General features: G+C 53.6%; 13 protein-coding genes. 8 read left to right on the top strand and 5 right to left on the bottom strand.

Going from position 1 to position 26,747, the window contains the following annotated elements:
* Nucleotide 1: 1 nt before the first annotated feature.
* From QEH52_RS00305 to hsdR, 3 genes are read right to left on the bottom strand one after another with little or no spacing between them, the layout of a single operon-like run.
* Nucleotides 2-1,471, bottom strand: coding sequence for a class I SAM-dependent DNA methyltransferase (locus tag QEH52_RS00305; RefSeq protein ID WP_308947897.1), 1,470 nt, complete (start codon nucleotides 1,469-1,471; stop codon nucleotides 2-4).
* Between the two features lie 40 nt (nucleotides 1,472-1,511).
* The gene (locus tag QEH52_RS00300) at nucleotides 1,512-2,903 is read right to left on the bottom strand and encodes an RNA-binding domain-containing protein (protein ID WP_308947896.1); all 1,392 of its coding nucleotides are present in this window, start codon (nucleotides 2,901-2,903) and stop codon (nucleotides 1,512-1,514) included.
* 30 nt (nucleotides 2,904-2,933) lie between these two features.
* Nucleotides 2,934-5,240: an EcoAI/FtnUII family type I restriction enzme subunit R gene (hsdR, locus tag QEH52_RS00295; protein ID WP_308947895.1), complete on the bottom strand. Its 2,307-nt coding sequence runs from the start codon at nucleotides 5,238-5,240 to the stop codon at nucleotides 2,934-2,936.
* Between the two features lie 461 nt (nucleotides 5,241-5,701).
* Between hsdR and QEH52_RS00290 the strand changes: the two genes are divergently transcribed.
* On the top strand, nucleotides 5,702-7,084 hold the full coding sequence (locus QEH52_RS00290) for a GH1 family beta-glucosidase (RefSeq protein ID WP_308947894.1): 1,383 nt from the start codon (nucleotides 5,702-5,704) through the stop codon (nucleotides 7,082-7,084).
* A gap of 77 nt (nucleotides 7,085-7,161) precedes the next feature.
* Here the strand turns inward: QEH52_RS00290 and QEH52_RS00285 are convergent, their stop codons facing one another.
* Both QEH52_RS00285 and QEH52_RS00280 read right to left on the bottom strand, forming a co-directional pair.
* The gene (locus tag QEH52_RS00285; protein WP_308947893.1) at nucleotides 7,162-7,992 is read right to left on the bottom strand and encodes a 5'-nucleotidase, lipoprotein e(P4) family; all 831 of its coding nucleotides are present in this window, start codon (nucleotides 7,990-7,992) and stop codon (nucleotides 7,162-7,164) included.
* A 134-nt stretch (nucleotides 7,993-8,126) separates the two neighbouring features.
* Nucleotides 8,127-9,236 (bottom strand): DEAD/DEAH box helicase, encoded by a 1,110-nt coding sequence (locus QEH52_RS00280; protein WP_308947892.1) that lies wholly within the window; start codon nucleotides 9,234-9,236, stop codon nucleotides 8,127-8,129.
* 108 nt (nucleotides 9,237-9,344) lie between these two features.
* Between QEH52_RS00280 and QEH52_RS00275 the strand changes: the two genes are divergently transcribed.
* The 7 genes from QEH52_RS00275 (at nucleotide 9,345) to QEH52_RS00245 (ending at nucleotide 26,254) form a co-directional block, all read left to right on the top strand.
* Entirely contained in the window at nucleotides 9,345-9,827 is a 483-nt protein-coding gene (locus tag QEH52_RS00275) for a hypothetical protein (RefSeq protein ID WP_308947891.1), read from the top strand.
* A 143-nt stretch (nucleotides 9,828-9,970) separates the two neighbouring features.
* Nucleotides 9,971-11,245, top strand: a complete 1,275-nt coding sequence (locus QEH52_RS00270; RefSeq protein WP_308947890.1) for a TolC family protein — start codon at nucleotides 9,971-9,973, stop codon at nucleotides 11,243-11,245.
* A 4-nt stretch (nucleotides 11,246-11,249) separates the two neighbouring features.
* Nucleotides 11,250-12,398 carry an efflux RND transporter periplasmic adaptor subunit gene (locus QEH52_RS00265; RefSeq protein WP_308947889.1) on the top strand — a complete coding sequence of 383 codons (1,149 nt, stop codon included), beginning with the start codon at nucleotides 11,250-11,252 and terminating at the stop codon, nucleotides 12,396-12,398.
* 1 nt (nucleotide 12,399) lies between these two features.
* Nucleotides 12,400-15,552 (top strand): efflux RND transporter permease subunit, encoded by a 3,153-nt coding sequence (locus tag QEH52_RS00260; RefSeq protein ID WP_308947888.1) that lies wholly within the window; start codon nucleotides 12,400-12,402, stop codon nucleotides 15,550-15,552.
* Between the two features lie 46 nt (nucleotides 15,553-15,598).
* The gene (locus QEH52_RS00255) at nucleotides 15,599-16,042 is read left to right on the top strand and encodes a hypothetical protein (protein WP_308947887.1); all 444 of its coding nucleotides are present in this window, start codon (nucleotides 15,599-15,601) and stop codon (nucleotides 16,040-16,042) included.
* A 331-nt stretch (nucleotides 16,043-16,373) separates the two neighbouring features.
* Nucleotides 16,374-17,831, top strand: coding sequence for a phytoene desaturase family protein (locus QEH52_RS00250; RefSeq protein WP_308947886.1), 1,458 nt, complete (start codon nucleotides 16,374-16,376; stop codon nucleotides 17,829-17,831).
* Nucleotides 17,832-18,217: 386 nt separating this feature from the next.
* On the top strand, nucleotides 18,218-26,254 hold the full coding sequence (locus QEH52_RS00245; protein ID WP_308947885.1) for a S8 family serine peptidase: 8,037 nt from the start codon (nucleotides 18,218-18,220) through the stop codon (nucleotides 26,252-26,254).
* Nucleotides 26,255-26,747 lie beyond the last annotated feature (493 nt).

Below are 26,747 nucleotides of genomic sequence, written 5' to 3'. Positions count from 1 at the left end.
TTTATGCGGGGGTGATGAGGGTTTCGAGTTCCGCGATGAGGTCGGCGGTGGCGGCGTGGGTCTTTTGAATATCGGCTAAAATGGCGCTGGGGGTCTGGTGCTCGATGTCGACTTGTTTGGCGGGATTCTTGGCGGAAAGGTCGTAGTCTTTTTTTAGTTCGGCGGCGGGCACCGTCCAGGAGCGGTCGGTGGTGGCGCGGGTTTGATACAGTTCGACGAACTCTTGCAGGTGGGCGTCGGTGATCGGTTTGTTTTTGGTCAGCTTTTGCGCGGGCTCGCACTCGTAGAACCAGACGTCTTGGGTGCCGCCTTTGCGCTCAAAAATGATGACGTTGGTCTTCACCCCTGAGTAAGGCAGAAAGACGCCAGCGGGCAGGCTGAGGATGGTGTGCAGGTTGAAATCTTCCAGTAGTTGCTGCTTCACGCTGGCGAAGGCGGCGTTGGTCTGAAAGAGCACGCCCTCGGGCACGACGATGGCCGCTTGGCCGCCGGACTTGAGGGTCTTCATGAAATGCTGCAAGAAGAGCAATTCAGTGGCGTTGCTCTGGATCGGGAAGTTCTGCTGAATCTGTGGGTTCTCTTTGCCGCCGAAGGGCGGGTTGGCGAGAATCACGTCGTAGCGGTCCTGCTCCTGAATGTCGCGGATGTTTTGCGTCAAGGTATTGGCGCGAAAGAGATTGGGGCTCTCGATGCCGTGCAGGATCATATTCATCATGCCCATCACGTAAGCCAACGAGGTTTTTTCGAAGCCGAAGAAGCTGTCTTTCACCACGAAGTCCCATTGATTGGCGGTGAGCTGCTGGCGTGTCTTTTTGATGTGCTCAAAGGCATCGATCAAGAAGCCGCAAGAGCCCGCGGCGGCGTCGTAGATCGTTTGTCCCGCTTTGGGATCAATGACTTCAACGATGGCACGAATCACGGCGCGCGGGGTGTAGAACTCGCCCGCGTAGCCGCCGGCGTCGCCCATGTTTTGCAGCAGGCCTTCATACACTTGCGAGAGTTCGAAGAGTTCGGCGTCGGACTGGAAATTGAGCGAGTCGACGATGTCGAGCACTTCGCGCAAGGTGTGGCCCGAGGCGATCTTGTTGTCGAGGTGAGTGAAAGCCGCGCCGATCTTGTAAGCCATCGAGCGGGTGTTCTGCGTGTTGTTATTGAACTTGCGCAGGTAGGGGAAGAGCTCGTCGTTGACGTAGCCGGTCAGGTCGTCGCCCGACTTGGCTTGCAGGTGGTCGATCTGCTCGTTGGCATCCTTGGGGCAGGCCCAGACGCTCCAGCGGTGGTCGTCGTCGAGCGTCGGCGTGTAGTCCGCGCCGGAGAGGATGGCTTCGTTGGCCTTTTCGTTTTCGTAGTCGTCGAGAAATTTGAGAAAGAGAATCCACGAGGTCTGCTCGGTGTAGTGCATGGCACCCGAGATGCCATCGTCACGCCGAAGGATGTCGGTGATGCGGTTGATTTTTTGCTGTAAGGACATGGTTGGAAAGTGGAAAGTGGGAAGTGGGAAGTGGGGAGCGCTAATTTAGTTGCTGCTGTAATGCGATGCCGGCGGGAGTCAGTTGGTATTTTTGTAGCGGACTTTTCGGTTTGTCGGGGAGGGTGGGTTCAACCAAGCCCAGCTTGATCGCTGCTTGGACGTAATGGATGCGCACATTTCTACGATCGGATTTGCCGAGTAATTCGAGTATTTCCGAAATCGAGAGCGGCTTCGTGAGGACTGTGAGCAAGCTGCGAACTTGGGGGGTAGCTTGGGGGGCAGCTTGGGGGGCAGCTTGGGGGGTAGCTTGCGGGGTAGAGTCATTTCCCGACGCTTTCCCCGACGTAGCGACTGTCGGGGTTTCTGCGCTTGGAAAGCACATGCGGGTGAAGTTTTCGGTGAAGCGGAAGGCTTGTTTGGTGTAGGCTTGTAGGATGCGGGGAATGCCGGAACCTAGGTATTCGACCATTTCCAGGTCGCGGAAAATACGCATGAGCTCTTTATTGCGTGGCATGGAGTAGCCTTCGAAGAATTCCTCTTCGGTGAGTTCTTGCGGGATGCCGCCGGTCGAGGTGATTTCGAGGCGGTCGTCGAAGAGTTCAAATTTCGGCACGCCATCGTAGCTGTAGTTGTTATGGATGATCGCGTTGATGACGGCTTCGCGTAGTGCGACGGGATTGAAGAGGCGTGTTTCGATCCGTTCTTTTGCGGTGATCCGTGTGAGTGTGCGATTGGCCACGGTGAGACGGTCGAGCACTTGCTTGGTGGCTTTGACCAAGCAGCAGTTGCCGAACTCTTCGCTTTCGATCAGGTCAACGCGGTCAGTGCCTGCATAGCGGGCGACTTTGATCGAGGTATTGTTGTGATCGGCGAGCAGATAGGCGGCGTAGTTGTAGTCGCCGTCTTCGGTGATTAACTCCAAATTGGTGGCGAATTTAGCACCTAGCGGGCGGTCGACGGCTTCGTAGTAGATTTTGAGTTGGGCAAAGCTGAGGTCTTGGCGCGGGGCGCGGATACGACCGATTGAGTTGCGAGTGCGGGTGGCAAAGAGTTGCTCGATCATTCGCTCGGGCATAGGCTCGGCGGCGCTGCCGATACGAATGAAACAGCCGCGGGGGCTCATGCCTTGTTTGCGTAAATAGTAGGGTTTTTCGGAACCGCTGGCGACGATGAGCCGAATCCATGTGCCTGCGGGGCTTTCTTCTAAGAGGACATCAAAGAGGCCGAGGCAGGACGGTTGTATGTTTTGCTTGAGGCGGTCTTTGATCTTGAGCTGATCACCATCTGGATCGGATAGGCCGAGCACTTGCCCGGCATCGTCGATGCCGAGATGGATTTGGCCGCCGTCGCGATGGTTCAAAAAGGCGATGACTTCTTTTTCTAAGGAGTCCGACAGCTCGCGCTTATATTCTAGATGTTGGCTTTCAGGCATGTGCTCAGTCGATGGGAGCGGTCGCTCGAATTAGACGCAATGATAGAGTTCGTGTTGTAGATCGATAAAGGCTTGGAGCAGATCTTTGGCGCTGCCGCCGAAGGATTGGCTCAGTTGAGTGATGGTGCCTTGGCCTGCGAGTTGCACAAGATTGGCGAGGCTCTTGCGCGAGAGTTCGACGGTTCCAGTGCGTTCGTATCTTTCGAGTATGAACTCAAGGAAGGCTTGAGCGGCGGCTTGGTCGTAGCGCTCAAACAGTGTGGAGGTCTCGCGGGTTTTGGCTGCGCGTTCGGCGCGGGTGTGCATCGGCGTCTCGTGCGTGAGGAAGGCGAGCAGGTCGAAGATGTCGCAGGCTTCCGCATGAAACATGGTGCGCAGGGTGTTCAGTTGTGTGCTATCGAAGCCCGCTTCGCCGAGTTGTAGCAGGAGCACTTCACGCTCGTCGGGGTTGGCCCAGCGCTGGCGTAGTTCGTCCAGACTGGAGAACAGATCGGGCAGTTTGAGCATGAGTCGCTCTAGGAACTGCTGCGCGGACATGGGGCGGCCATTCTCGTCAATATAGCGAATTTCTACATCGATTACCTTGAGTGTGCGCGTTGGGCTAAGCTGCACGGTCAGTGTCTCTTCGGGTGGCTCCGGGGGCGTGCCACCGCCGTCACCTCCGCCGCCTTTACCACCACCTGGCGGTGGTTCTTTGACACCGCCAGGTTCGGGCTCGTCAATCGGGCCATCCCATTCGGGATCGTAGAAGAGATTGGATGCCCCGCGGAAGTCGATAATGGTGAAGTGGTCTTTGCCTTCGAAGATACGGGTGCCACGACCGACGATTTGCTTGAACTCGACCATCGAGCCGATGTTGCGATCCAGCACGATGTTACGCACGTTGCGGGCGTCGACGCCTGTGGTCAGCATTTGTGAAGAGGTCAGGAGGGTGGGGATGTCCTTGTCGTTGTCTTGAAAGCGTTCCAGCAAGTCGCGGCCGATTTTGCCTTCGTCGCTGGTCACGCGGACACAGTAAAGCGGGTCGGTGATGGTTTTGTGCTTATTGATCATGTCCCGCATGTTGAGGGCGTGATTCTGGTTCACACAGAAGATGATCGTCTTTTCGAGCGGGTTGATGTTGTCGAGGATGGCTTTGGCCACTAGCTCGGTGCGTTCGTTGGCAATGATGGTCTTGTCGTAGTCGCTGGACTCGTAGAGGTCTTTCTTGGCCTCGCCCTTTAAGATGAGGTCACCGTCGGTCAGGACCAGTTCATCGAGGTTGGTCCGCACGCGTTTGACCTGATACGGAGTGAGGTAGCCGTCATTGATGCCATCTTTGAGGGAATATTCGTAGACGGGGTCGCCGAAGTAGTCGTAGGTGTCGACATTGTCGGTGCGCTTGGGAGTGGCGGTGAGGCCGAGGTGTATCGCTGGGCTAAAGTGGTCGAGGATTGCCCGCCATGAGCCATCTTGCTTCGCTCCGCCGCGGTGGCACTCGTCGATGATGACGAGGTCGAAGAACTCGGGTGGATAGGCCTTATAGTAGCCGTCGATGTTCTCACGCTCGGCAATCGCCTGATAGATCGCGAAGAAGATGTGTGCATTGGTCGGCACCTTGCCATTGCGACGGCGGACTTCCTCACCGTCGATTTTGATCAGATCGCTGTCGTAGGGATTGAAGGTGTTGATTGCCTGGTCGGCCAATACGTTGCGGTCGGCTAGAAATAGAATGCGCGGGCGGCGGGTGCCGACTTCGGTGCGGTTCCAGCGAGCTTGAAAGAGTTTATGGACGATCTGGAAGGCGATGAAGGTCTTACCCGTGCCAGTGGCGAGGGTGAGCAGGATGTTGTTGGTGCCCTGACCTATGGCGTCGGTGGCCGCATGCACGGCAAGTTCTTGGTAATAATACGGAGTTTTACCGCTTTCTAGCTGAAAGGGAGTGTTGCGCAGCAGACGTGAAATGTCGGTCGCCTTGCCTTCGTAGCGTTGTAGCAGCTCGTCGGGAGTGGGGTAGCGGTCGACGAACGCGCCATGGCTCGTCAGTAGATCCAATTCATAGATTTGCAGTCCGTTGGAAGAGTAGACGAAGCGGATATTTAGCTTTTGAGCGTAACTAATCGCCTGCTGTAGGCCTTTGGTGGGGTGTTCTGATTCCTTCTTCGCCTCAACAATCGCGAGATGCTGATTGTTCTTATGTAAGAGATAGTCGACAAAACAGCGACTGCCGCGCGCGCCGCCAGCTAACTTGCGGCCTGCTGTGAAGTAATATTCACGTGTGATTGTGTGTGAATCCCATTGCGCCTCCTTGAGTGCCGGATCGATGTAGTTTGCGCGTGTATCGGCTTCAGATGGCATGTTTGTTGGGGCCGTAGATGATTAGTTGATGGTTTTTATTGGAGCTGTTGTTGGATCTCGGGGGGCGTTCCGGCGAAGTTGAGCAAGGAATCTCGTTTGAACGCATAAGACCGTAAGGGTGGGAAAATGAAAGTGACGAGCAAGCGCAATCGAGAGAAGGGGCGAAAGCTGTGTGCATTAGGCATAGGAGCGAGGGCAAGTATAGATCCTAAATCATTTAATCAATCAGAATCATCTTCTTCCTGCATACAGCAAAGAGCACCATCTTCTCTAGCAAGATCGAGTGGAGAAACTGGTGAGTTCGATTAACTTTAAATGTTGAATTAGACGCAGCCAATCATACAGCTTATGCTTACTGGGGCGGCATTCTAATATCTATTATTCCAGAGCCGAGCGTATATTCCACAATGCTTGCCTGTATGATGTGTGGATGGCGTTCGTTGTTCGCAGCATAAAAATAAATGAGTCAAAAAGAATTTACATGGGGCGTCGCGACTGCGGCACATCAAGTCGAGGGTGCTTGGTTGGAAGATGGCAAAGGTCTGAATGTCTGGGATGCGTTTAGCCATACGCCTGGCAAGATCAAGAATGGGGACACGGCCGATGTGGCCTGCGATCATTACCATCGCTACGAGGAAGATATCGATTTAATTGAGCAACTGGGCGTTCGTGGCTACCGCTTCTCGATCAGTTGGGCGCGCATCCTGCCACAGGGGCGTGGTGAGGTGAATCAGGCGGGCATTGATTTTTACAATCGTCTGATCGATGGTCTACTGGCTAAGGGGATCACTCCCTTTGTGACTCTTTACCATTGGGATTTGCCGCTGACCTTACAGATGGAGAACGATGGCTGGCTTAGTTATTCCACGGCGGAAGCCTTTGCTGAGTATGCGCAGGTGTGCTTTAATGCTTTTGGTGACCGTGTGAAGAAATGGATGACTTTTAATGAGAGCTGGTGCACTGCAGTGCTGGGGCACGGTTCCGGTGTTTTTGCACCTGGCCGCACTTCGGTGACGGAGCCCTATTTGGCTGCGCATAATTTAATGTTGGCGCACGGTCTGGCTGCTAAGGCATTTCGCGATGGCGGGTATGCGGGCCAAATCGGTATCGCCAACAATTGTGATTTTCGTGAGCCCTTGACAGATGCACCCGAAGATCAAGCTGCGGCGCAGGAAGCGCTGGAATTCTTTTACGGTTGGTTCACCGATCCGGTCGTTTTTGGTGATTACCCTGCCATCATGCGAGAGCGGGTGGGGGATCGCTTGCCGAAATTTACTCCGGAGCAAAGTGAACTTCTCAAGGGCTCGGCAGACTTCTTGGGGCTGAATCATTACACGACACACTATGCGTCACGTGCAGATGTGGATGAGAATGGCGTGGCCGCTGAGAATGGCAATGGAGGCATGGATGCGGATCAATGTGTGCATTTGAGCGCGGATCCCGCTTGGCCAACCACCAGTATGGGTTGGTATGTAGTGCCTTGGGGCTTACGCAAAATGCTCAACTGGATCGAGCAACGTTATAATGGTTTGCCTATTTATGTCACGGAGAACGGCTGCTCCGTCGAGGACAACGATCCAAGCACAGCGGTTGAGGATCATTTCCGTGCGAAATTTATCGAGAGTTACACCGAGGAACTGAAAAAAGCACGCGACGAAGATGGCGTCAATGTGCAGGGCTACTTCTGTTGGACTTTGATGGACAACTTTGAATGGACGCGCGGCTACGATATGCGCTTTGGGCTGATTTTCTGTAACTTTGATACCTTGGAGCGCATTCCGAAGGCATCCTATCGTGCGTATCAGCAATTGATTCAGCGTGATTGCGCTGGATCTGAGAGCTAGTGCGATCCGGCTCAAGCAAGCAAGCTGGATTTGCTTGCTTGAGCCGTAGGCTTTCCTAGGTAGCGATACGCCGCGTTTTATTCAGCGCTGCCTGACCAGGCTTGCAGGCTTTCACGGCGCACTTGCAGTTTTTCTTTAGCGCTGAGTGCGTGATAGTCCGCAGCCATGCCGGCTTCCCAATCCCCGTAGGAGGGGTTGGGTAATACGATGAAGCGTTGTCCGAATGCGGATTGGTAGCTCGCGGTGGCTTGATTGCGCGGCTCGTTGGCTTGGTGCCAGGTGCCGATTTCGGGGAAGTCGTTGAGATTGTCGCCGATCATTAGGACGATCTCGTAACCGGCGTCGGTGACTTTTTGGAAGCGAGCTTGTTTGTTGGATGTGTCCGTTTTTAAGAATACACGGCTGGCAGTGGGCTCGGGGAAGCCGAGCGCTTGCAGGTTCTTGACGGTTGCGTCGAAGACCTCATCGGAGCGATTGGACACATAGAAAAGTGCGCCGCCTTGCGCGATCACGTGTTTTGCAAACTCCAGCGCGCCCGGAATGGCGGGGGCCTCGGCGGCCTCACACCATGCGGCCCAAGTCGCGGAAGCATAGCTGTCTTGATTGTGTAAGAGCCACGCGGCATAGGGGCTGTTGTCGAGCATAGTCTCGTCCAGGTCGACGACCACGGCCCAGGGTTTAGTTTGGCTAGCCTTTGCTTGGTCGACGGCGTCTTTGGCGGCGTTGAATGCCTGATAGCAGAGCGCCTGATACTCGCCTGAGTTTTGCAACCAGAGCACCGCTTGAGTGCTTTGGTCGGAGATGCGCTCCGGGGCATGCGTCACGCAGCCAGTCAAAATTTGTAGGCTGGCGGCGACTGCGGCAGAGCTGATGAGTAGGCGTTTAAGGCTGTGTGGAGTTTTCTTCATTACGATTGTGGTCAATACTTTTGCTGGGTGTATTACTGAGTCTCGCTCAACATCACTATTCGTGCCAATTGGTGAATTGCGATGAAAGATCGGGTGCGTCTTATCACATAAAATTATGCGCACCCGGGATCGCTTTACAAGTCGATCGCTTGCACGGTGATGTGTAGGTCGCGCTCGTAGCGTTGGACGAGTTTGGCATCTTCTTCGGTTACGATGGAGATCGCCATGCCCGCGGCGCCCATGCGGCCTGTGCGCCCTGCGCGGTGGATATAGTCGTCGGACAGCGTGGGGAGGTCGAAGTTTATGATGTGAGTGAGACCCTTGATGTCTAAGCCGCGGGCGGCGATATCGGAGGCGATCAATACTGTGGCTGTGCCTTTGCGGAATTGTTTGAGCGCCATCTGGCGGTCGAATTTACTCATGCCGCCATGCAGCACCGTGTGGCCTAGCTCGTATTTCTCCAGCCCTTCGCCGATTTCTTCGGCGGTGATATTGCGATGAGTAAAAATGAGCGCGCGCGCCGCTTGCAAGTGTCGCAGTAGCTTGCCCAAGGTGTCGGTCTTGCGGTGAAAGCTGGACTCGATGTAAAAGTGCTCCACTTCGACTTCCGAGACGATGGCTTGGCCGCGAATCCATTGCACCGCTTTGCCTAGCGATTCGGCGATACGAAAGGTGTCGCTCTTTTCGGTGGCGGAGGCGAACACGAGCTGGCGGTCGCGGGGCATCATTTTGAGCAAAGCTTCTAAGTCTTCGATGTGATCTTCGGCCAGTAGGTTGTCGGCCTCGTCGATACAGACTGCGCGGCATTTGTGCAGCTTCAGTTTGCCAATGCGGCCGAGTTCCAGCATGCGGCCGCAGGAGCCGACGACGATGTGGGGCTTTTGTTTCAGCTTTTCTTTTTGACGTTTCGCAGATGCATTGCCGATTAAGAGCTGGCTACGAATGGCGAGATTACCAGTCGCGTCCAATTGTCGAATACAGTCGTGGATTTGCACCGCGAGTTCTTGGGTGGGGGCTAGGACCACTACCTGCAAGTCTGTCGTGTCGACCTCGATTTGATTCAGCAAGGGCAGTAAGTAGGCCAGCGTTTTACCACTCCCGGTAGGGGCGCTGAGCCATGCGTCACACCGCTCGCTGAGCGGTGGGCAGGCTTGCGCTTGTATGTCTGAGGGCGTGTGGATTTGGATTCGCGCAAGTTCGGCGGTGAGTGCTTGCGAGAGTCCCAGTGATTGAAAAGTGGCCATGCCAAAGAGCCAATCGCAGGCGATTGACAGAGGCGACGCATAAACTAAGAAATCTTAAATAGATTGACAGTTTTACTTGTCTGAGCTCTCACTAACTAGGTCGTGAAAATGAAATTAGGCATAGTTGGGCTGATTAGCCTGTTCGCTTGGAACGCTCTCTTTGGGGCGTTTGGAGGCTTACTGCTGTGCATTCATCAAGACCTCGAACTGCATGCGGAAGAACTGCATGCGGAAGAACTGCACGCGGAAGAGGTGAACGAAGAACTTGCGGCTGCTGCGGCAGCTGCCGCAGCTTCTTCTTGTGTGACGGATCACTGCCTGCCAAATCAAGCGGATGCTTGTCTGGCGACTGGAGAGTGCTGTATCGATATCGAATTACCGGCGGAGCTGCTGCCTGTTGTGAGGTTTAAGTCGGATGTTAGTTCGGCTGAATCGCTGGTCTTGTTGGCTATTTTCATTGATTGCCTACGAGCACCTGAGCCCTCGCGCTCACTGGTGTTCCAATGCCCGGGACCGCGGGTCTTTGAGTCACTGCCTGAGTCGGCTTGGCTGACTGAATATTATCTGCAGACGACGGTTCTGCGCGTCTGAGATTTCCTGATACCCGTTTAACGGCTGTCCGTTGGATGTGACTCCAAAGTGTGTTCACTTTGGCCATCGCGGTGGCTCTGTGGTGTCGACCCCAGTTCTACGGAATTTGGCGGCACTGTTTAATCAACAGTATCAGGAATCGTATGTATTCAAAATTTTATTTTATGCGCGCGTTGCTTTGCGTTGCGTTATTGATCGGGGCAGGAGAGCTGTCCGCACAATCAAAAGTTCAGCTGAGTTCGGAACAAGCCGTGCAATTGGCGCTGGAAAACCAGCCCTTGTTGCTGGCGGCACAAGCCGTGGTGGCACAGGCAGAGGGGCGCTTATTGCAAGCGGGCCGACTGAGCAATCCGGAGCTGGGCTTGAGCTATCAGGGCGATCAGGCCTTTAACGATGAGGGCGAGCAGAACTTCGGACTTGCCTTTACGCAGCGCTTCCCGGTTACAAATCGCCTGAAGCTGGAGCGGGCACTCGCTCAGAAAGAAATCGAAGTCGCGCGCGCCGAGATCGAGGAGCAGATGCGTGAGCTTAAGTTGCAAGTGCGACTGGCGGTGGTGACGCTGGCCACCACGCAGGCGGAGTGGGCGCTGCGCTCGCAGTTGACTGAGCTGAATCGAAATTTCCTTAAGTTTATCGAGTCGCGCGTGCAGACCGGTGAGGCATCGACGGTGGAAGTCGACCAGTTGCAGATGGCCTTGTATGTGACCGAGCAAGAGGCGCATCACTTGGAGCATCAATTGATTGTAGACCGCGCTGCGCTGAATGAGTTGATGGGGATGCCGGCGGACTACGAGTTTGAGCTTAGCACTCCGCTAGCCATGCCGACGCAGGCGCCGAGTTTTCCAGAGTTTAGTCAAACGCGATTGGAACAACATCCGAGCTATCGCTTGCGGCAACTACTTTTAGAACTAGCGGAAGGCCGCATCGCCAGTGCACGCGCTGAGCGGTGGGCCGATGTGGCTGTTCAAATCTTTTATAAAGAGGAGCGCAGTATGGATGCGCCCGAGGGGCTGGGGCGTGGCCGTTCTTTTGGACTGGGGATCTCGGTGCCGCTGCCGCTGCATGATCGTAATCAGGGCAATATCGCGGCGAGTCGTGCGGCCCGCAATGAAATGCAGTGGCGCCTACAGTCGATCGCTTCGAAGTTGCAAATTGAAGCAAAGCTACAATCTGAGCTCGCCAGTGAGCTATATCATCAGGCCGAGAAATATGAAACGCAATTGCGGGCAGTGCTAGACCGCAATGCCGCGGCCATGCAGACGGCCTACACCAATGGTCAGATTAGTCTGCCCGAATTGTTTCAAAGTCAGGAGCAACAGCTCAAAATTCAATCCACTCAAATCGAGGTGCTGAGTGAACTTAAAAAATCTAAAATTCGTTGGTCTGCCGCCACTGATGTCGAGCTAGCCGGATTATAATATAATGAATACATTTTACACAAAAGCGGCCTGCTGGGCGGGCGCACTGATCTCTTTTTTTCCGCTGCTGCAGGCATCCAATCGCGCAGCCAATACCGTGATCCTGGATGAGAGCGGGGTGCGGAATTTACGCATCCTGACCGAGGAGGCGGACTATCGAAATTTTTCGACCACGGTCTTTGCGATCGGGCGGATCGAGGAGTTGCCCTCGCATCGTGCGGTGCTGTCCACGCGGGTCGCCGGGCGGGTGAAGGCGATTCATTTCTTTGAGGGCGACTACGTTAAAAAAGGTGAGGTGGTCGCTCGTATTGAGACCCGTCAGTTAGGGGATCCGCCCCCCGCGATCGATTTGCTGGCGCCGCAAGACGGGCTAGTAGTGACTTCTCACATACGTCTAGGGCAGCCGGTCGAGCCGGATTCGGAGTTAATGGACATCTCCGATCGTTCAGTGATGTGGGCGGTGGCGCGCATCCCCGAACAGGAAGCGGCGGGTGTCGCGGTTGGCTCGAAGGCGCACATTCGAGTGCCTGCCTTGGGCGATATGATGATAGAGGGCCGCTTGAAGCGTTTCGGAGTGAATGCCGATCGTGAGTCGGGCACGGTGGAGGGCATCTTTGAAATCCCCAATTCTGAGGGACGCTTGCGCCCCGGTATGCGGGCGGAGTTTTCGGTGGTGTTGCAAGAGCGTGAGGATGTGATCGCTGTGCCGCGCGAGGCGGTGCAGGGCGATCCTTCGAATCGCGTGGTGTTTGTAACCGACTTCGATTTGGACAATGCCTTTGTGCGGGTACCTGTCATTTTGGGCGAAAGTAATGACCGTTATGTTGAAGTGACTTCCGGCTTGTTTCCCGGCGACGAAGTGGTGACGCGCGGAGCGTATTCACTGATGTTTGCCGGCGGCGGTGCGGGCATCTCATTGAAGGAAGCACTGGATGCGGCGCATGGGCATGAGCACAATGAGGACGGCTCCGAGATGACCGATGCCGACCGTGCGCGCAAGGCGGCGGAGGCGCGGGCGGCACGGGGAGACGTGCCGAATGCCGAGCCGGCCAAGACCAGTAAGTTCCTCATGGTTTACGCTGCGCTGATTACACTCGTATCGATTATTCTGTGGCAGCGTTTGCTGCAGCGCAAAACAGAGGGAGCGGCTTAAAATGTTGAATCAACTGATACGTTTTTCGCTCTCGCAGCGTTTGTTGATCTGCCTGCTCGCGGTCATCGTGCTGGTCTTGGGCACCAAGACGGCGACCGAGTTGCCGGTGGAGGTGTTGCCCGATTTGACCAAGCCTACTGTGACTATTTTGACGGAAGCGCCTGGCTTTGCGCCGGAAGAGGTGGAGACGCTGATTTCGATCCCTTTGGAGAATTCCTTGATGGGGGCGACGGGGGTGTCGCGCATACGCTCCGTCAACGATGTGGGCCTGTCGCTGATCTTTGTGGAATTCGATTGGGGCACCGACATCTATCAAGCGCGTCAATTCGTGCAGGAACGATTGGCCGGTGCCGACGAATCGATCCCTGAAGGTGTGAACCCATACATGACGCCGGTGGCTTCTTTGATGGGCAACATTCTCCTGGTGGGCATCGCCGATCCGACTGGCGAGATTGCGCCGCGTGACTTGCGCACGCTGGCGGATTGGACCGTGGGGCGACGCCTGCAATCCATTTCCGGCATCGCCGAAGTGCTCTCGATGGGCGGTGGCGTAAAGCAAATACAAGTGCAGCCCGATCCGGATCGCATGCGCGCACACGATGTCAACTTTGAGCAGATTCATGCGGCGGCGGCCAACTCGGTCAAAAACACCACCGGCGGCTTTCTCACGGAGTCTGCGCAAGAGATCATGGTGCGCAACCTTGCGATGACGACCGAACTCTCGGACATCGCTAACACGGTGGTGACCTACGAGGACGACCGTCCCGTGCGGCTCGGTGACGTCGCGGAATTGACTTGGGATATTCAGCCGATGCGCGGGGATGCCGGTATGGGCTCGAAGACGATCTCCAACGGCGAGTCGGTCACCGGTTACCCGGGCGTGATTCTTAGTGTGACCAAGTCGCCCGGCTTCGATACCATCGCACTCACCGGTCACGTCGAGTCCGCGCTGGAAGAATTGAAAACCGCACTGCCCGCAGGGGTTGAAATTGTAACGCTCTATCGCCAAGCCGATTTTATCAACCTTTCCGTCGGTAATTTGAAAGAAGCCCTGCTGGACGGAGCCATCATGGTGGCTTTGATCCTATTTATATTTTTGTTTAATATACGGATCACTCTGATCACTTTGACCGCGATCCCGCTATCGCTTGCTGCGACCATTTTGGTCTTTGCCGCCTTTGATTTGAGTGTGAACTCGATGACCCTGGGGGGCCTCGCCGTGGCCATCGGTATGGTGGTGGACGATGCCATCGTGGACGTGGAAAATGTGTATCGGCGCCTGCGGGAAAACGCCGCCTTGGCGCAGCCGCAGTCGCGGCTCGAAGTCATCGCGCGGGCCTCCGCCGAGGTGCGTTCCTCCATTTTATATGCCACGGTGTTGATCATCTTAGTCTTCTTGCCGCTGCTCGCGTTGAGTGGGGTGGAAGGGCGCTTGTTCTCTCCGATCGCGATTGCGACCATTGTCAGCATGGCCGCTTCGTTCCTAGTCTCGTTGACCGTGATTCCGGTGCTGTGCTCGCTGTTGCTCAACCCCGCAGCGGGCAATGTGCACCGCGATGGGTTTGTGGTGCGCAGCTTGAAACGTTGCTATGGCGCGACCTGGTTGCGTCTTTCGCTCTCGCAACCTTTGTTAGTGCTGGCGCTGACAGGGGTGCTCTTGTTTGTCGGTTATGGTGCGGTGATTCGTATGGGGGGCAACTTCTTGCCCGCCTTTCGTGAGCCCACGGCCTTGATTGCCACCACCACCGCGCCCGGCACCTCGCTGAAGCATACCACCGAACTCTCCGAAACCGCGCAGAATTTATTGCTGCAAATACCCGAAGTCGAAACCGTGGGCTATCGCGTCGGCCGTGCCGAGCGGGGCGACCACGTAGTGCCAGTGTCGACCGTGGAGTTTGACGTCGAGTTTACTGACGAGAGTGCCCGCAGTCGCGACGAAGTTCTGGCGGAAATCCGCGATGTCATGCGCACCATACCCGGTACCTTTAGCGCGCTCAGCACGCCCTTGGCCGATCGCATCGGACACATGTTGAGTGGGGTGTCGGCCAAGGTTGCGGTTAAAATCTACGGGCCTGACCTCGCCGAGTTACGACGTCTGGGCAACGAGGTCACCGAGATCGCCCGCGCCATTCCCGGCCTGGAAGAGGCACGCGCCGAGCAGCAAGCATTGATCCCGCAACTGCGCATCGAGGTGAACCGCGACCGGGCACTCGCCTACGGCATCACGCCCGGTGAGTTAAATACGCAACTGGCCGCATTGATGGGCGGCGAAGTGGTGGGCGAAGTCTACGAAGGCCAGCGTGTGTACGATCTGGTGGTGCGACTGCCGGCACAGTGGCGTGAGTCGCCCGAGCGCTTGGCGAATCTCTATATCGATACCCAGAGCGGGCAGCGCGTGCCGCTCAGTTCGGTGGCCGACATCCGCCAGGCCAAGGGGCCCAATACCATTTTGCGCGAAAATACACTGCGCCGCTTTGTGGTTTCGATCAACCCCACTGTGAGCGATCTCAATCAGGTGGTGGAAGCGTTGCAAGAGGCTGTGGCGACACAGCTGAAGTTGCCGCTCGGATACACCGTCTCCTTCGAGGGCGAGTATCAAGCGCAGCAAGAGGCGCGTCGCACCATTCTGATCATGTGTTCGCTGATCCTGCTGCTGATCGTGTTCCTACTCTATAGCTACTTTAAAACATTTAGCTTTGTCGTGGTGGTGCTCACCATCATTCCGATCTCTTTGGTCGGTGGGATCTTCTATACCAGCCTGACGCTCAACAATATCAGCATCGCCACCTTAGTCGGTTTCATCGCCGTCACCGGGATCGCTGCGCGCAATAACATCATGTTGCTCTCGCACTATTTGCATCTGATGCGCCACGAGGCCGAAGCCTTTTCCAAGGCCATGGTGATTCGTGGCACCCAAGAGCGCCTGGTGCCGATTCTGATGACCGCTATCTCCGCCGGACTCGCCTTGGTGCCGCTGCTGCTGGCCGCCGATGAGGCCGGCAAAGAAATTCTCAATCCCGTGGCGATTGTCATCGTCGGGGGCCTGATCAGCTCCACGCTGCTCGGCCTCGCAGTGACGCCCGCCATTTTCTACACTTTCTGTCGCCAGTCGGCAGAGAAATCCATCCGCCTCGAATCCGCTGCTTCTGAGTAGTGGCGCGAGGTATTTGTCACCCAATCCAAGCAACCAATCAAATATTATGAAAATCAAACAATACATCACCGCCCTCCTAGTCAGCCTCAGCCTGCTTAGCGCCGCATCGCTTGCGCAGGCAGCCGAATCCGCCGGTCCCAATGGCGGACGCGTCGTCGAGCAAGTTGAGCCCCATGCGGAGTTCTTTCTCACCCCCGAGCGCTACGCGCAAATCACTTTCCTGAACGCGGAGGGTGAGGCGATTGCGCCCGAGCAACAAACGGTGAGTCTCATCGGCGGGGATCGTTCCGCACCCGTGAAATATAGCTTCGAGCGCGTCGGCGACGTGTTGCGTTCCGTTGAGCCCCTCGCGGATCAGCCTCGCATGCCGATCGTGCTCTCGATCAAGCCATCTCCCGAGGCTAAAACCGTGCGTGAGAAGTTCTATCTGAACCAACACGTCTGCGGCGGCTGCCAGCTAGAGGAATACGCCTGCATTTGCGGGCATTAAAACGTAGGGGGCGACTTGTTTTTTATGCCCTTGGGTGCACGCCCGCTTCGTGATAGCCGCTGGTTGATAGTCGGGCGCATGTTACTTCGCTCGATGCAGCTCACCTTGGAATTGAAGTGCCCCAAGGCGAGACGTATCGGCTCCGTTTCCGACCGGTGGCTATCTGAGCAGGTTGCAGTCCCGCCTTTAGGCGGCATTCGTTGCAATAAACCGCATAAATGCGGGACTCCAACCCTATCATACCTGCAGCCTCGGATTTTTCACCTTGCGGGTTCGTCGATTTAGCCTTCTGTCTTCTGACCTCTATTTTCTGATTACAAACTGAAATATTATGGCAAAGGATTGGCTCAAAGGCATTAAAGAAGAATATGACGTCGTCGTCATCGGCTCCGGCTTGGGTGGACTCACCGGGGCGAACTACTTGGCGAAGAACGGTCACAAGGTCCTCTTGCTCGAACACCACTACCAGTTCGGTGGGCTCGCGACTTGGTTTAAGCGTCCCGGTGGACACATCTTCGATATCTCCTTGCACGGCTTCCCGCATGGCATGGTCAAGAGCTGTCGCAAATATTGGACCAAGGAGATCGCCGATTCTATCCACCAGCTCAAAGATGTTCGTTTCATTAATCCGCAGATGGATGTGTGGACCTCCTTCGATCGCGAAGACTTTACCAATATTTTGGTCAACGACTTCAAAGTCGACCGCGAGAAGGTGGAAGCCTTCTACACCCACCTGCGCCAGATGAATTTCTACGACGACAACACCCAGACGACGGGTGAAATGTTCGAAGAGTTCTTCCCCGGCCGCAGCGATGTGCATCGCTTGCTAATGGAGCCTATCTCCTACGCCAACGGCTCGCATATCGACGACCCTGCCATTACGTACGGGATCGTATTCTCCAATTTCATGAGCAAGGGTGTGTTCACTTTCCAAGGCGGCACCGATACTTTGATCAAAAAGATGGTCGCCGAGCTGGAGAAAAACGGCTGCGAGGTGCGCAAGAATGCACTGGTCGAAGGCGTGGATGTGGAAGACGGCAAAGTCGTCGGCGTGCGCGTGCGCAGTCAAAACTCCGGCAGCGAAGAATTCCCGATCCGTACCGTCAAGTGCAAGGCCGTGCTCTCCAACGCCAACGTGCGCAACACCATCGAGTATCTGGTGGGCGAAGATAAATTCAGCTCCGAGTTTGTGGCCGAGGCCAAGGCGGTGCGTAACAACACCAGTTCCTGCCAAGTTTACATGGGCATCAAGAAGGGCGAGACCATCCCGAACATTGGCGACCTCGTCTTTACTTCCAAAGCCCCCGAATACACCATCGATGAGCTCACATCGATCCACACTAGCAGCCACACCTTTTCCGTTTATTATCCGGAAACCCGCCCACACCTCAAGGAGCCACGCTACACCGTGGTCGCGTCCTTAAACGCCCGCTGGGACGAGTGGAACGATTTAACCGACGAACAATACGAAGCCGAAAAGGCCCGCATGTGTGAAGAGTGCGTCAGCAGCTTGGAAACTTTCATCCCCGGCGTGCGCGACAAGATCGACCACATCGAAGCCGCCACCCCACGCACGGTGAACTATTACACCAAGTCCATGCAAGGCACCTCCTTCGGCACCAAATTCGAAGGCCTCAAGGTCTCGATGGAACTTTCCGATCAAATCCAAGGCCTCTACCACGCCGGCTCCGTCGGCATCATCATGTCCGGCTGGCTCGGCACCATGAATTACGGTGTCATCACCGCCAACAAGATGGACAAGTGGCTCTACGAGCAGGCGAAGGCGTAGGGGGCGTTACTTGTGACGCCCGCCGAGTGCCGGAGCGATCGCGCTGCGTATTATGTTGAGTGCGGCGGCATCATTGATGTAGGGGTGCGACTTGTTTTTTATGCCTTTGGGCGCCCGCCCGCGTCATGAGAGCTGCTGTGGATCGGTGGGCTTTCAGCTTCTCGGGTATGAATCGTGTGAGTCGTGGTGACGGCGGCTTGCGCTTGACGCCCTCGAAAGCAGGCACCATTCGACTGCTTCATTGTTTATGCAACATGTGCAGGCGCCACAACGTGTGGAACTTATACTGCAATCAATCTATTTCGTTGAATCGAGCGTTATGCTAACTGTGTTTTTCGAAGTTTATCTGTTGCAGGGATTGAATTTTGGTAATTATCATTTTCCCGATGGGAAAATTTAATAAATTTTATACATTTATTTGTGCCTCCGCTGTATTACTATTCTTGTTCCTGAGCCAGCAGGGCGGAGAGACAAAGCATCAAGCCATAGTTTCCACCTTATCTCAAGGCGAAGTGATCGCTTCTGCTGACGATCGCCTGCAGAGTGCTTCTGGCAACACAGTCACTAATACGCTTCCTTCGACCCGCTTAGATCATACTCTGGGCTCTACGATTGTAGCAGAATCGCGAGACGAAGTTCAGGATGACGATGCGCGACTAGGCTCGGCCCTAGTGAGTCGAATTCCGGGCTTTCTTGACTCATCTACGACGCAGGTTTTGCGGACTTGGGAGATCCCCAAAGACGCGCACGGACCTCGAAGGTTTGTTCGCCTCTACGAAACCGATTTTCATTATCCACTAATTCGATCTGAAGAAGTGGTGCCGGCGCCAGTTGAGGACGCTGCTGATGCAGTGCAATCTGTTCGTTCGATGGTCGCGGACCATTTAATCGTGATGCCTGAGGCTGGCACGAGCAAAGAGCAATTGCGGCAAGCTATTCTTGCTGCGGGGTATGAGGTTCGGGACACTCCCGCTACGAGTCCTTTTTTGCTCGCAGCCTTTGATCCGCTGGTGAGTGAAGAGGCGCTTACTGAGGCGCAACGCGAAATTGCGACGATGACACATGTGGTTGCATCGGTGGAGCCTGACTATTTGAAATTAGGACAGTTAGCCGCGAATGATCCTGCGTATGAGCATGATACTTTGTGGGGCCTTAATCATTATTCCAACTACGATATCGATGCGAGAGAGGCTTGGGAGCGTCGGACCTCGGCCGCGGAGGTCGTTGTCGCGATTTTAGACACTGGTATTTTGACATTTCATGAGGACCTCGCGGCTAATATGTGGGTGAATTCAGCGGAGATCGCTGGTGACGGCATTGATAACGATGGCAACGGGTGGATTGATGATATTCATGGAGCGAATTTTATAAATCCATCGAAGAGCCCAGATGATGATAATGGGCATGGGACGCATGTCGCAGGCACGGTGGGCGCGGTCGGCAATAATAGTATTGGAGTCACCGGTGTTGCATGGGATGTGCAGTTGATGGCGCTGAAGTTTCTGGGCGAGAATGGACGTGGGACGACTTCAGGCGCGATTAGCGGTGTCTATTATGCCGTCAACATGGGAGCGGATATTATAAACGGCAGCTTTGGTGGTGGAGGTGAGAGCGCGGCGATGCAAACTGCGCTCGCATACGCATACGCGAATGGTGTCATTTTTGTGGCATCGGCGGGAAATAACTCCGGAAATAATGATTATCAGCCACAGTTCCCTGCCTGCTATGATTTGAATAATATCGTATCGGTTGCGTCTCACCGACGTGACGGGGAGTTATCCACGTTCTCGAATTTCGGAACTGGTACTGTTGATCTCTCTGCGCCCGGTGAATCGATTTGGTCGACATCATTTGTTATGGGCAGGTATGTCGATGGGGTGCCTCCACGCCCGCGCGAGGTGGGGGATAGTTCTTATCGATATTTGAGTGGCACGTCCATGGCTGCACCACATGTGAGTGGAGCACTGGCATTATTGAAGGCTGAGTATCCAGATGAGGGGGTCGATGAGCTCTTGAATCGACTTTATGCGTCGGTCAAAAATACCGACGCGATGCAGGGGAAGGTACGCTTTGCGGGCATACTGTCGTTGAATAATGCGTTGGAGCTAAGCAGCAGCGCAGTCATGGGAGATGCCTATGATGATGCGATTGAACTGTCATGGCCCTATGCTGAGTGGACTGGGAGCACCGTCGGTGCAACGGTGGATGAGGCGCTCATTGGCTATCAGGCCCCCATGGATGGAACGGGCAGTTTGTGGTTCACTATCACGAGTGAGCAAGATGGTTGGATGCAGTTAGGCTTTCAAGCGAGTTCGAATGAGGGCTGGGTGGCGGTTTTTAAAGAGTCGCAAGTCAACGAGACAGCACTTCTGTCAAGTCAATCGAGCAGCCGGTCTGGCTATTTTCAGACTGAGGCGGGCACGACCTACCGCATTCGAGTCGATTCAACGGGTGAAGCGCTGAATACGTTTCATTTAACTCTCATGCAGCGCGCTGCAAATGATAATATTAATGAAGCGGTCCGCATTGAGGCTTCGAACTTCTCCGTGGATGGTTTTAATTTTGCGGCGACTCATGAACCGCTGGAGCCCCGGCATGCCGGGGTGGCGACTTCTCGGAGTGTTTGGTATCAGTGGGTTGCTGCTGAGGATGAAGTCTTTTATTTAAATACACTGGGTTCGGGCTTTGATACTGTTCTAGCAGTCTATACGCGGGATGCAGGCGTTTTGAGTGAGGTGGCTTCAGATGATGATGGTGGTCGTTCATTGACGAGCGCGCTCCAATTCACGGCTGAAAGTGGGCAAGAGTATTTCTTTGTCGTTGATTCTTACCGAGAAACTCCTGCAGGTGATTTTCAGCTAAACGGTGCTTATAAAAGTGATATTTCGATTTACTCACAACCTCAGTCGAGAAATGCCAAGGTTGGTGATGTCGTCACTCTTTCTGTGGGAGCCAGTAGTGGACTGGACCTCTCTTATCAGTGGTATCGTGACGGCAATGCGATTGCGGGAGGCAATCAAAGCATCTTGCGGTTTTACTCCTTACGTGAAGAAGACTTTGGTAGCTACCATTGCTTGATCAGAAATGAGCATACGAGCGTACAAAGTGACGCGAGCACGATCATGCAGTTTCTGAGCGCGCCTGAAATCGCCTGGCAATCGTCTAGTAAAGCATTGGCCAGTAGCTCTTATGCAGAATTATCCGTGCGAGCTTATGGGAGCGCACCATTAACTTATCAGTGGAAAAAAGACGGCGTCATTCTACCTGATGAAGATGCTCCGGTTCTGAGTTTTAATCATGTTGAAGGTGCCGATGCTGGCATCTATGAAGTGCTTGTCTCTAATAGTGAGGGCACGCGACTTTCTCGCCCGATGGCATTGGATGTGGTTGCGAATCCTTTAGAAGATTGGATCTGGAGAAACCCGCTGCCACAGGGTGCAGAGATACGAAGCATGCTGATACACGATGGCGTCTACTATGCCGTTGCCACCGGAACTGAGTCGGTGCTTTTAAAATCTATTGATGGTGGTGTCTGGCAATCCATCGAGTTGCCCGGTGATGTGCGTGTTTTTGACCTTACTTATGGCAATGGTCAGTTTGTTGCCGTTGGACTCGGGGAAGGTTCATTTTTCGATCCAAAGCCGGTCTTAACGTCTCCTGATGGCGTCGTTTGGACGAAGCACTTGGTCAGTTTTGGAAATGAAACACCACAAAGCATTGAATTTGAAAATGGGCTGTTTGTCTTGCGCACAGGAGATCGCCGTATTTGGCACTCAAGTAATGGCATTGATTGGTCGACGACTTCGCTGACGAATATTGGTATGCTGCGAGCCGGCGGTGGGCGTTTTCTTGCATTCAAATCGAATTCTAAGACAGTTTACTCCAGCTCAGATGGCGTCAACTGGGTGGAAGCGACCGTTCCTTACGGCGCTTCGCATAATTGGGAGTATTGTCATTTTATTGAGGGGTATTTCTATGTGAATTTCTCATCGGCGGTCTTTCGTTCTGTAGACGGTATCACTTGGGATGCTCTGGGAAATGGGGACTTGAAAGAAGTGATGGGGTTTCATGACGGTCAATTCTATGGCTTCGAAGGACGAAGCTATTATACATCTACATCCCTACCGAATTGGTCTGGGCTACAATACGTTCGTGGCTCGACTACGGCGAAGGATATTACCCAGGCAATTGCAGATAATGATCGGATCCTTGTTGGTGGCGAAGGCGGCTTGCTTGCCAGTTCGACTACTGTTGAGAACTTAAATTTGGAGGAATTTAATCGGATCACTGACGATCTGGATCGAGTCATTTCGACCGACCACGGATTTTATGCCTTCTGGAAGACTTCTTATTCAGGCAGAATGTACTATTCCGCCGACGGGAGTGATTGGAGCCAGATTGTAACGCCGAGCTCGGCGGATTATAGTGTCGGCGATATTCATTATGCGAACGACCTATTCTGGGCAAAGTCTTCGAACCCATATTCCAGTGGGAACCAGTATCTATATCGGGGCACTCACCCCGCGAGTTTAGAACCGCTGCTGAATGCTCAGCAAGGTCTGTTAGTTGATATCGTTTTCGGAAATGGGCGTTACTATATGATTCAATACGATCATGGTAGTAGCAGTTCTGCCAAACTTTACGAATCTACGGATGGTAGTCACTGGACACAAAACGAAGAGATTTCTGTCTCTGGGAATTCTCGTTTGTATGCGATGGACGGTCGAATTATTGTATCTAGCTGGTCCCGTGTGTCGGTCACTACAGACGGTGAGCTATGGGAAGTGCTCGCGCTTCCCGGTGGACAAGGGTATCAGAATGGTATCTTGGCAGAGGGTGGCAAAATCTATGTCTATGATGCTTACCGCAAATTTCATATCTCAGCAGATGGTGGCTCCAGTTGGAGCAGTCATACCACAAATTTGACCCTTAGTTCGATCCCGAATCTTTTCAGGATTGGAAGCCAGTTTGGTATCGTATCCGGGAGTCAGATATATTTATCCGCAGATGGAATCACTTGGGGCACTAGCGCACTCAATGCTCCGTTTAATGATGTGGCGTTTGGGCTGAACACGATTGTCGGAGTTGGTGACGACGGGCTGATTATGCAATCAGGAACGCCGGTATCCAGCGCGCCAGTTTGTGAGATCGTCGCTCCCGTCGACTATGGCACTGTATCTGAATTTACTGATGTGCCTGTTCAAATCACAGCCTTCGATCCTGAAGGACACTTCAACTCGATTAACTGCTATTGGCGTGGCGACCTGGTTTACAGTAGCACTACTGAAGGAAGTCACGAGTTTAACGTCTTCGTCAAAGAAAGCGGTTTGGGCGACCTCAGAGCAATTGCTACCGATGACAGTGGCCTGAGAACAAGTGCATTGATCAAAATATCGGTGAATAAAAGTCAGAATCCCGCGTGGTATTCGCCTTATAGTCTTTATGAGACCGTTGGAAGCGCGCAGTTCGGGGACGATATTTATCTTTTCACACGAGATGGCATAACCTTACGAAGTAGTGACTTTGAAACTTGGGAGACTCTACAACTCCCCAAACTGGATTCAAAACCTAGCTTCGCGGTTGCTGGCAATGAGCTGCAGATTTTATCAAGCAGCGAGGGTGTATTTTACACCTCACTTGATGGGCAGAACTGGGTTGCCTCTCAAATGGAGGGAAGTAATGTAACGATCATTCAGGCGCTTCAGTTCAATGATGGTATTTTTGCAGCGCCTTATTCGATGTCGAGCCTTGGAGATGGTATTGTTTTCTCCGTCGACGGATTTCAGTGGTTTAATTCGCCAACAAAATCGCTTTTCAATCTCTCAAAAATCGTGTTGGGAGATTCGGGGCGTGGTCTTGCGATTAATAGCGGCTATTCGATTGATACCGCTTTATATACATTTGAAATTACATCGGATTATGAGGTGCAGTTTACGAATACAGGGTTAGGGCGTGCCGTTGATGCGGCTTGGGGGCTGGACCGGTTTGTGGCGATCATGGCAGACGGAAGTGTGCAATTCTCGTCCGACTTGAATGCATGGAGCCCTGCGGCTTGGGCTGGAGCGACTCCGGATCGTATTGAATTCTTGGCTAATCGCTTTTTTCTTTTCGATGATGATGAGATTTTGGCCTGCTCCGAAGATGGACTTTTGTGGGAGGCAAGCACTGGAGACGCCTTCGCGGAGAGCATTGAGTATTTTTCAGGGCAGTATGTGGGCGTCACACGTTCCGCGGTTTATCGCTCACTTGATGGAGTCAACTGGTCAAGGTTAGCTAGCAAACCCTCAGGTTCATCTGAAATTTGGCAACTTGCCGATGGCAGTTACGCTGTCGCCGTTACGAATGAAGGAATTGCTTATAGTCGCGATCTTCAGTCCTGGACAGTGGAGACGTTGGAAAACGATCCCATGCGCATTGAGAACATCGTTGAGGGCAACGGGATCTGGGTCGCGAATCACAGCTTACACTATCCTGGAATTGCGTGGTCCGAGGATGCGGGCAAGTCGTGGCATCGGCCGACTACGGGCTTCGACGGTTGGACGATGATTCAATCAATCGAAGATGTGGTGTATGGTGCCGGGAAGTTTTTGGTACGTATCAATTCTGACCTCTATCAATCAACCGACGGTAAAAACTGGACTCTTGTATTAGAAGACGCACCTACAGAAATACGCTTTGATCGCCTGCGTGGTTTATTTGTCGCCGCTGCTTCTGATGGAAAATTTGCGCGTTCAAGTGACGGTATCCATTGGGAGTATTTTGTAGTCGATGCGACGCTAAATACGGTGGCTGTCGTGCCGGGGGCTTCGATGCTGATTGCTCTCCAAGGCACAAGCCTTTCGGGAATCAGTGATCTCGCGATCTCGTATGACAATGGTGCGACTTGGGCGGCAGGCGTCTCCCCAGCTAGCAAGATCTATGATTTTGTTGAAATTGATGGTGCAGTGGTTCTGCTCTCTTATAGCTCATATGGCAGTTATGTTACCTATCGATCAACTGATGGCCTGACTTGGACGCAATCAGCCACGACACTCCCTGCCGGATCTAATACACCAGACGATCTTGCTGCAGGCTTAGATGGTCTGGTTTATGTTAATTCTGACGGCGACTTGTATGCTTCTGCCGATGGGCTTAGTTGGGAGTTGCTCAAGCAAATTGACTTCGTCGATGGAGCATCCACGGTCGATGGGAACTTATACCTTACTGGATCGCGATTGATTCTATATTCAGAATTCGACTGGGTGAATCGCTCGCTAAACGTGACGGCGGGTGAATATGGTATCGGTGATACGATAGCACTCGATTTCGAAGTGTTTAATGCCAGTTCTGAGACCAGCACTTCAGTGCCTTTCGATATCGAATTTAGATTATCAAAAGATAAGTATTGGAGCGACGATGATGCAGTGCTCGGTGTGGCGAGTGTGGCAGCAGGGTTGCCAGACCCCATGCAGAGCAATCAGTGGGTGACCGAGGGGACGCTGCCTGATACGATTAAGGGGGGCAGCTATTATGTGCTGTCGCAGATTAATCCAAAAGACTCCGCTCAGGAAAAATACTCAAACAACAACTTTAAGAGCACAAGCGTGGCGAGTGTCGTGGTTCCAGAATGGTTACTCAACGTATCGACCAGCGGCGATGGTGAGACCGGTCAAGATACCAATGCTGTTCGCTACACAAGTAATGCGCAGGTGAATTTGGTTGCTCTGGAGGATAAGCATACTGAATTCACCGGATGGGAAGGTGATACGCCAGGTGGCTTGAATCAACTGACTCTCACGATGAGTGAGGATAAGGACCTGACGGCTTCCTTTACCAGCTACCATTTATTAGTTCACGATGTCGTCGGTGCCGGACGTATTGATTCTACGGTCCCTCAGGATCGGTTTGAAGATGGGGAGACGGTCACGCTCACTGCGGTTCCTGAAGATGGCTGGTCATTCATCAGATGGTCCGGTGATTCAGATAGCAGTCATGCCGCCCTCGATTTGACGATGAATGCAGATCAAATACTAGTCGCTCATTTTGGGCAAACATACGCTCAGTGGCAGGCGGCAGAGTTGGTCGGAGTGAGTGGGGCTGATCTGGAACCCACAGGCGACCCCGACGGCGATCAGTTATTAAATATACAAGAGTATTTGTCAGGCAGTGATCCTCAGTTATTCAATCAAAGCGCCGAAGTGATGAGCACAGAGTTCACAACGAGTAGTTTGGTGCTCCGATACTGGGCACGTCGGGGCGAGTTAGACGGAGGTATTCAAGTTTTGAATACCTCAAACTTGGACTCGGGCTGGGAGCCGCTGCAGTCGCATACGCGAATCATAGAAGAAGACGCACAATCGCAATACATTGAAGTCGAAATTCCATTTAGTGAAGCCGATCGTTCTTTTATCAAATTAGACTATACCCTGAATCGTCAGCCGTAACTGGCGGACGAAGTCGGGATTGCTTCGCGAGGCGTCCGCGGAGCTTTTTGAAGGGCGAGCTGAGGTCTCAATAGGATCAAACACTTTTAGGAATAGTATGAAATGTAATCTTTGGTCGAAGGCTAATTCAAATGCCGGTTACGGCTCAGCGAGCCTCGCCGCCCCGGTTCAGAGAACCGAGGATACCGCACTGCTAGAATTTAGAGCAGGCCTAAGGTGTCATATTAAATAAGACCTTTGCGTTCGAAATTGAATAGGGTCCGGTTTGCTTCGCGCCCGGTCTTGTCGCTTTGGAACGATGACCTCCTCTTGTCTGGCTGGGTGCTATGAACGACGGCAGTGATCACTGCGAATAAGATGAGCATGTGGCTTTACGAGCAGAGCGAAGGCGTCGTTTTTTTGGAGTATCGACAAACCGTAATGTGACGCTTTATGGTTTGTATGTTAATTTTATTTTGATGTAGAACGGCTATCCGTCCGCTATTATCCGAAC

The sequence above is a fragment of the Thalassobacterium maritimum genome (assembly GCF_031127805.1).
GTDB lineage: Bacteria > Verrucomicrobiota > Verrucomicrobiia > Opitutales > Coraliomargaritaceae > Thalassobacterium > Thalassobacterium maritimum.
This window is presented reverse-complemented; position numbering and strand designations above follow the sequence as displayed.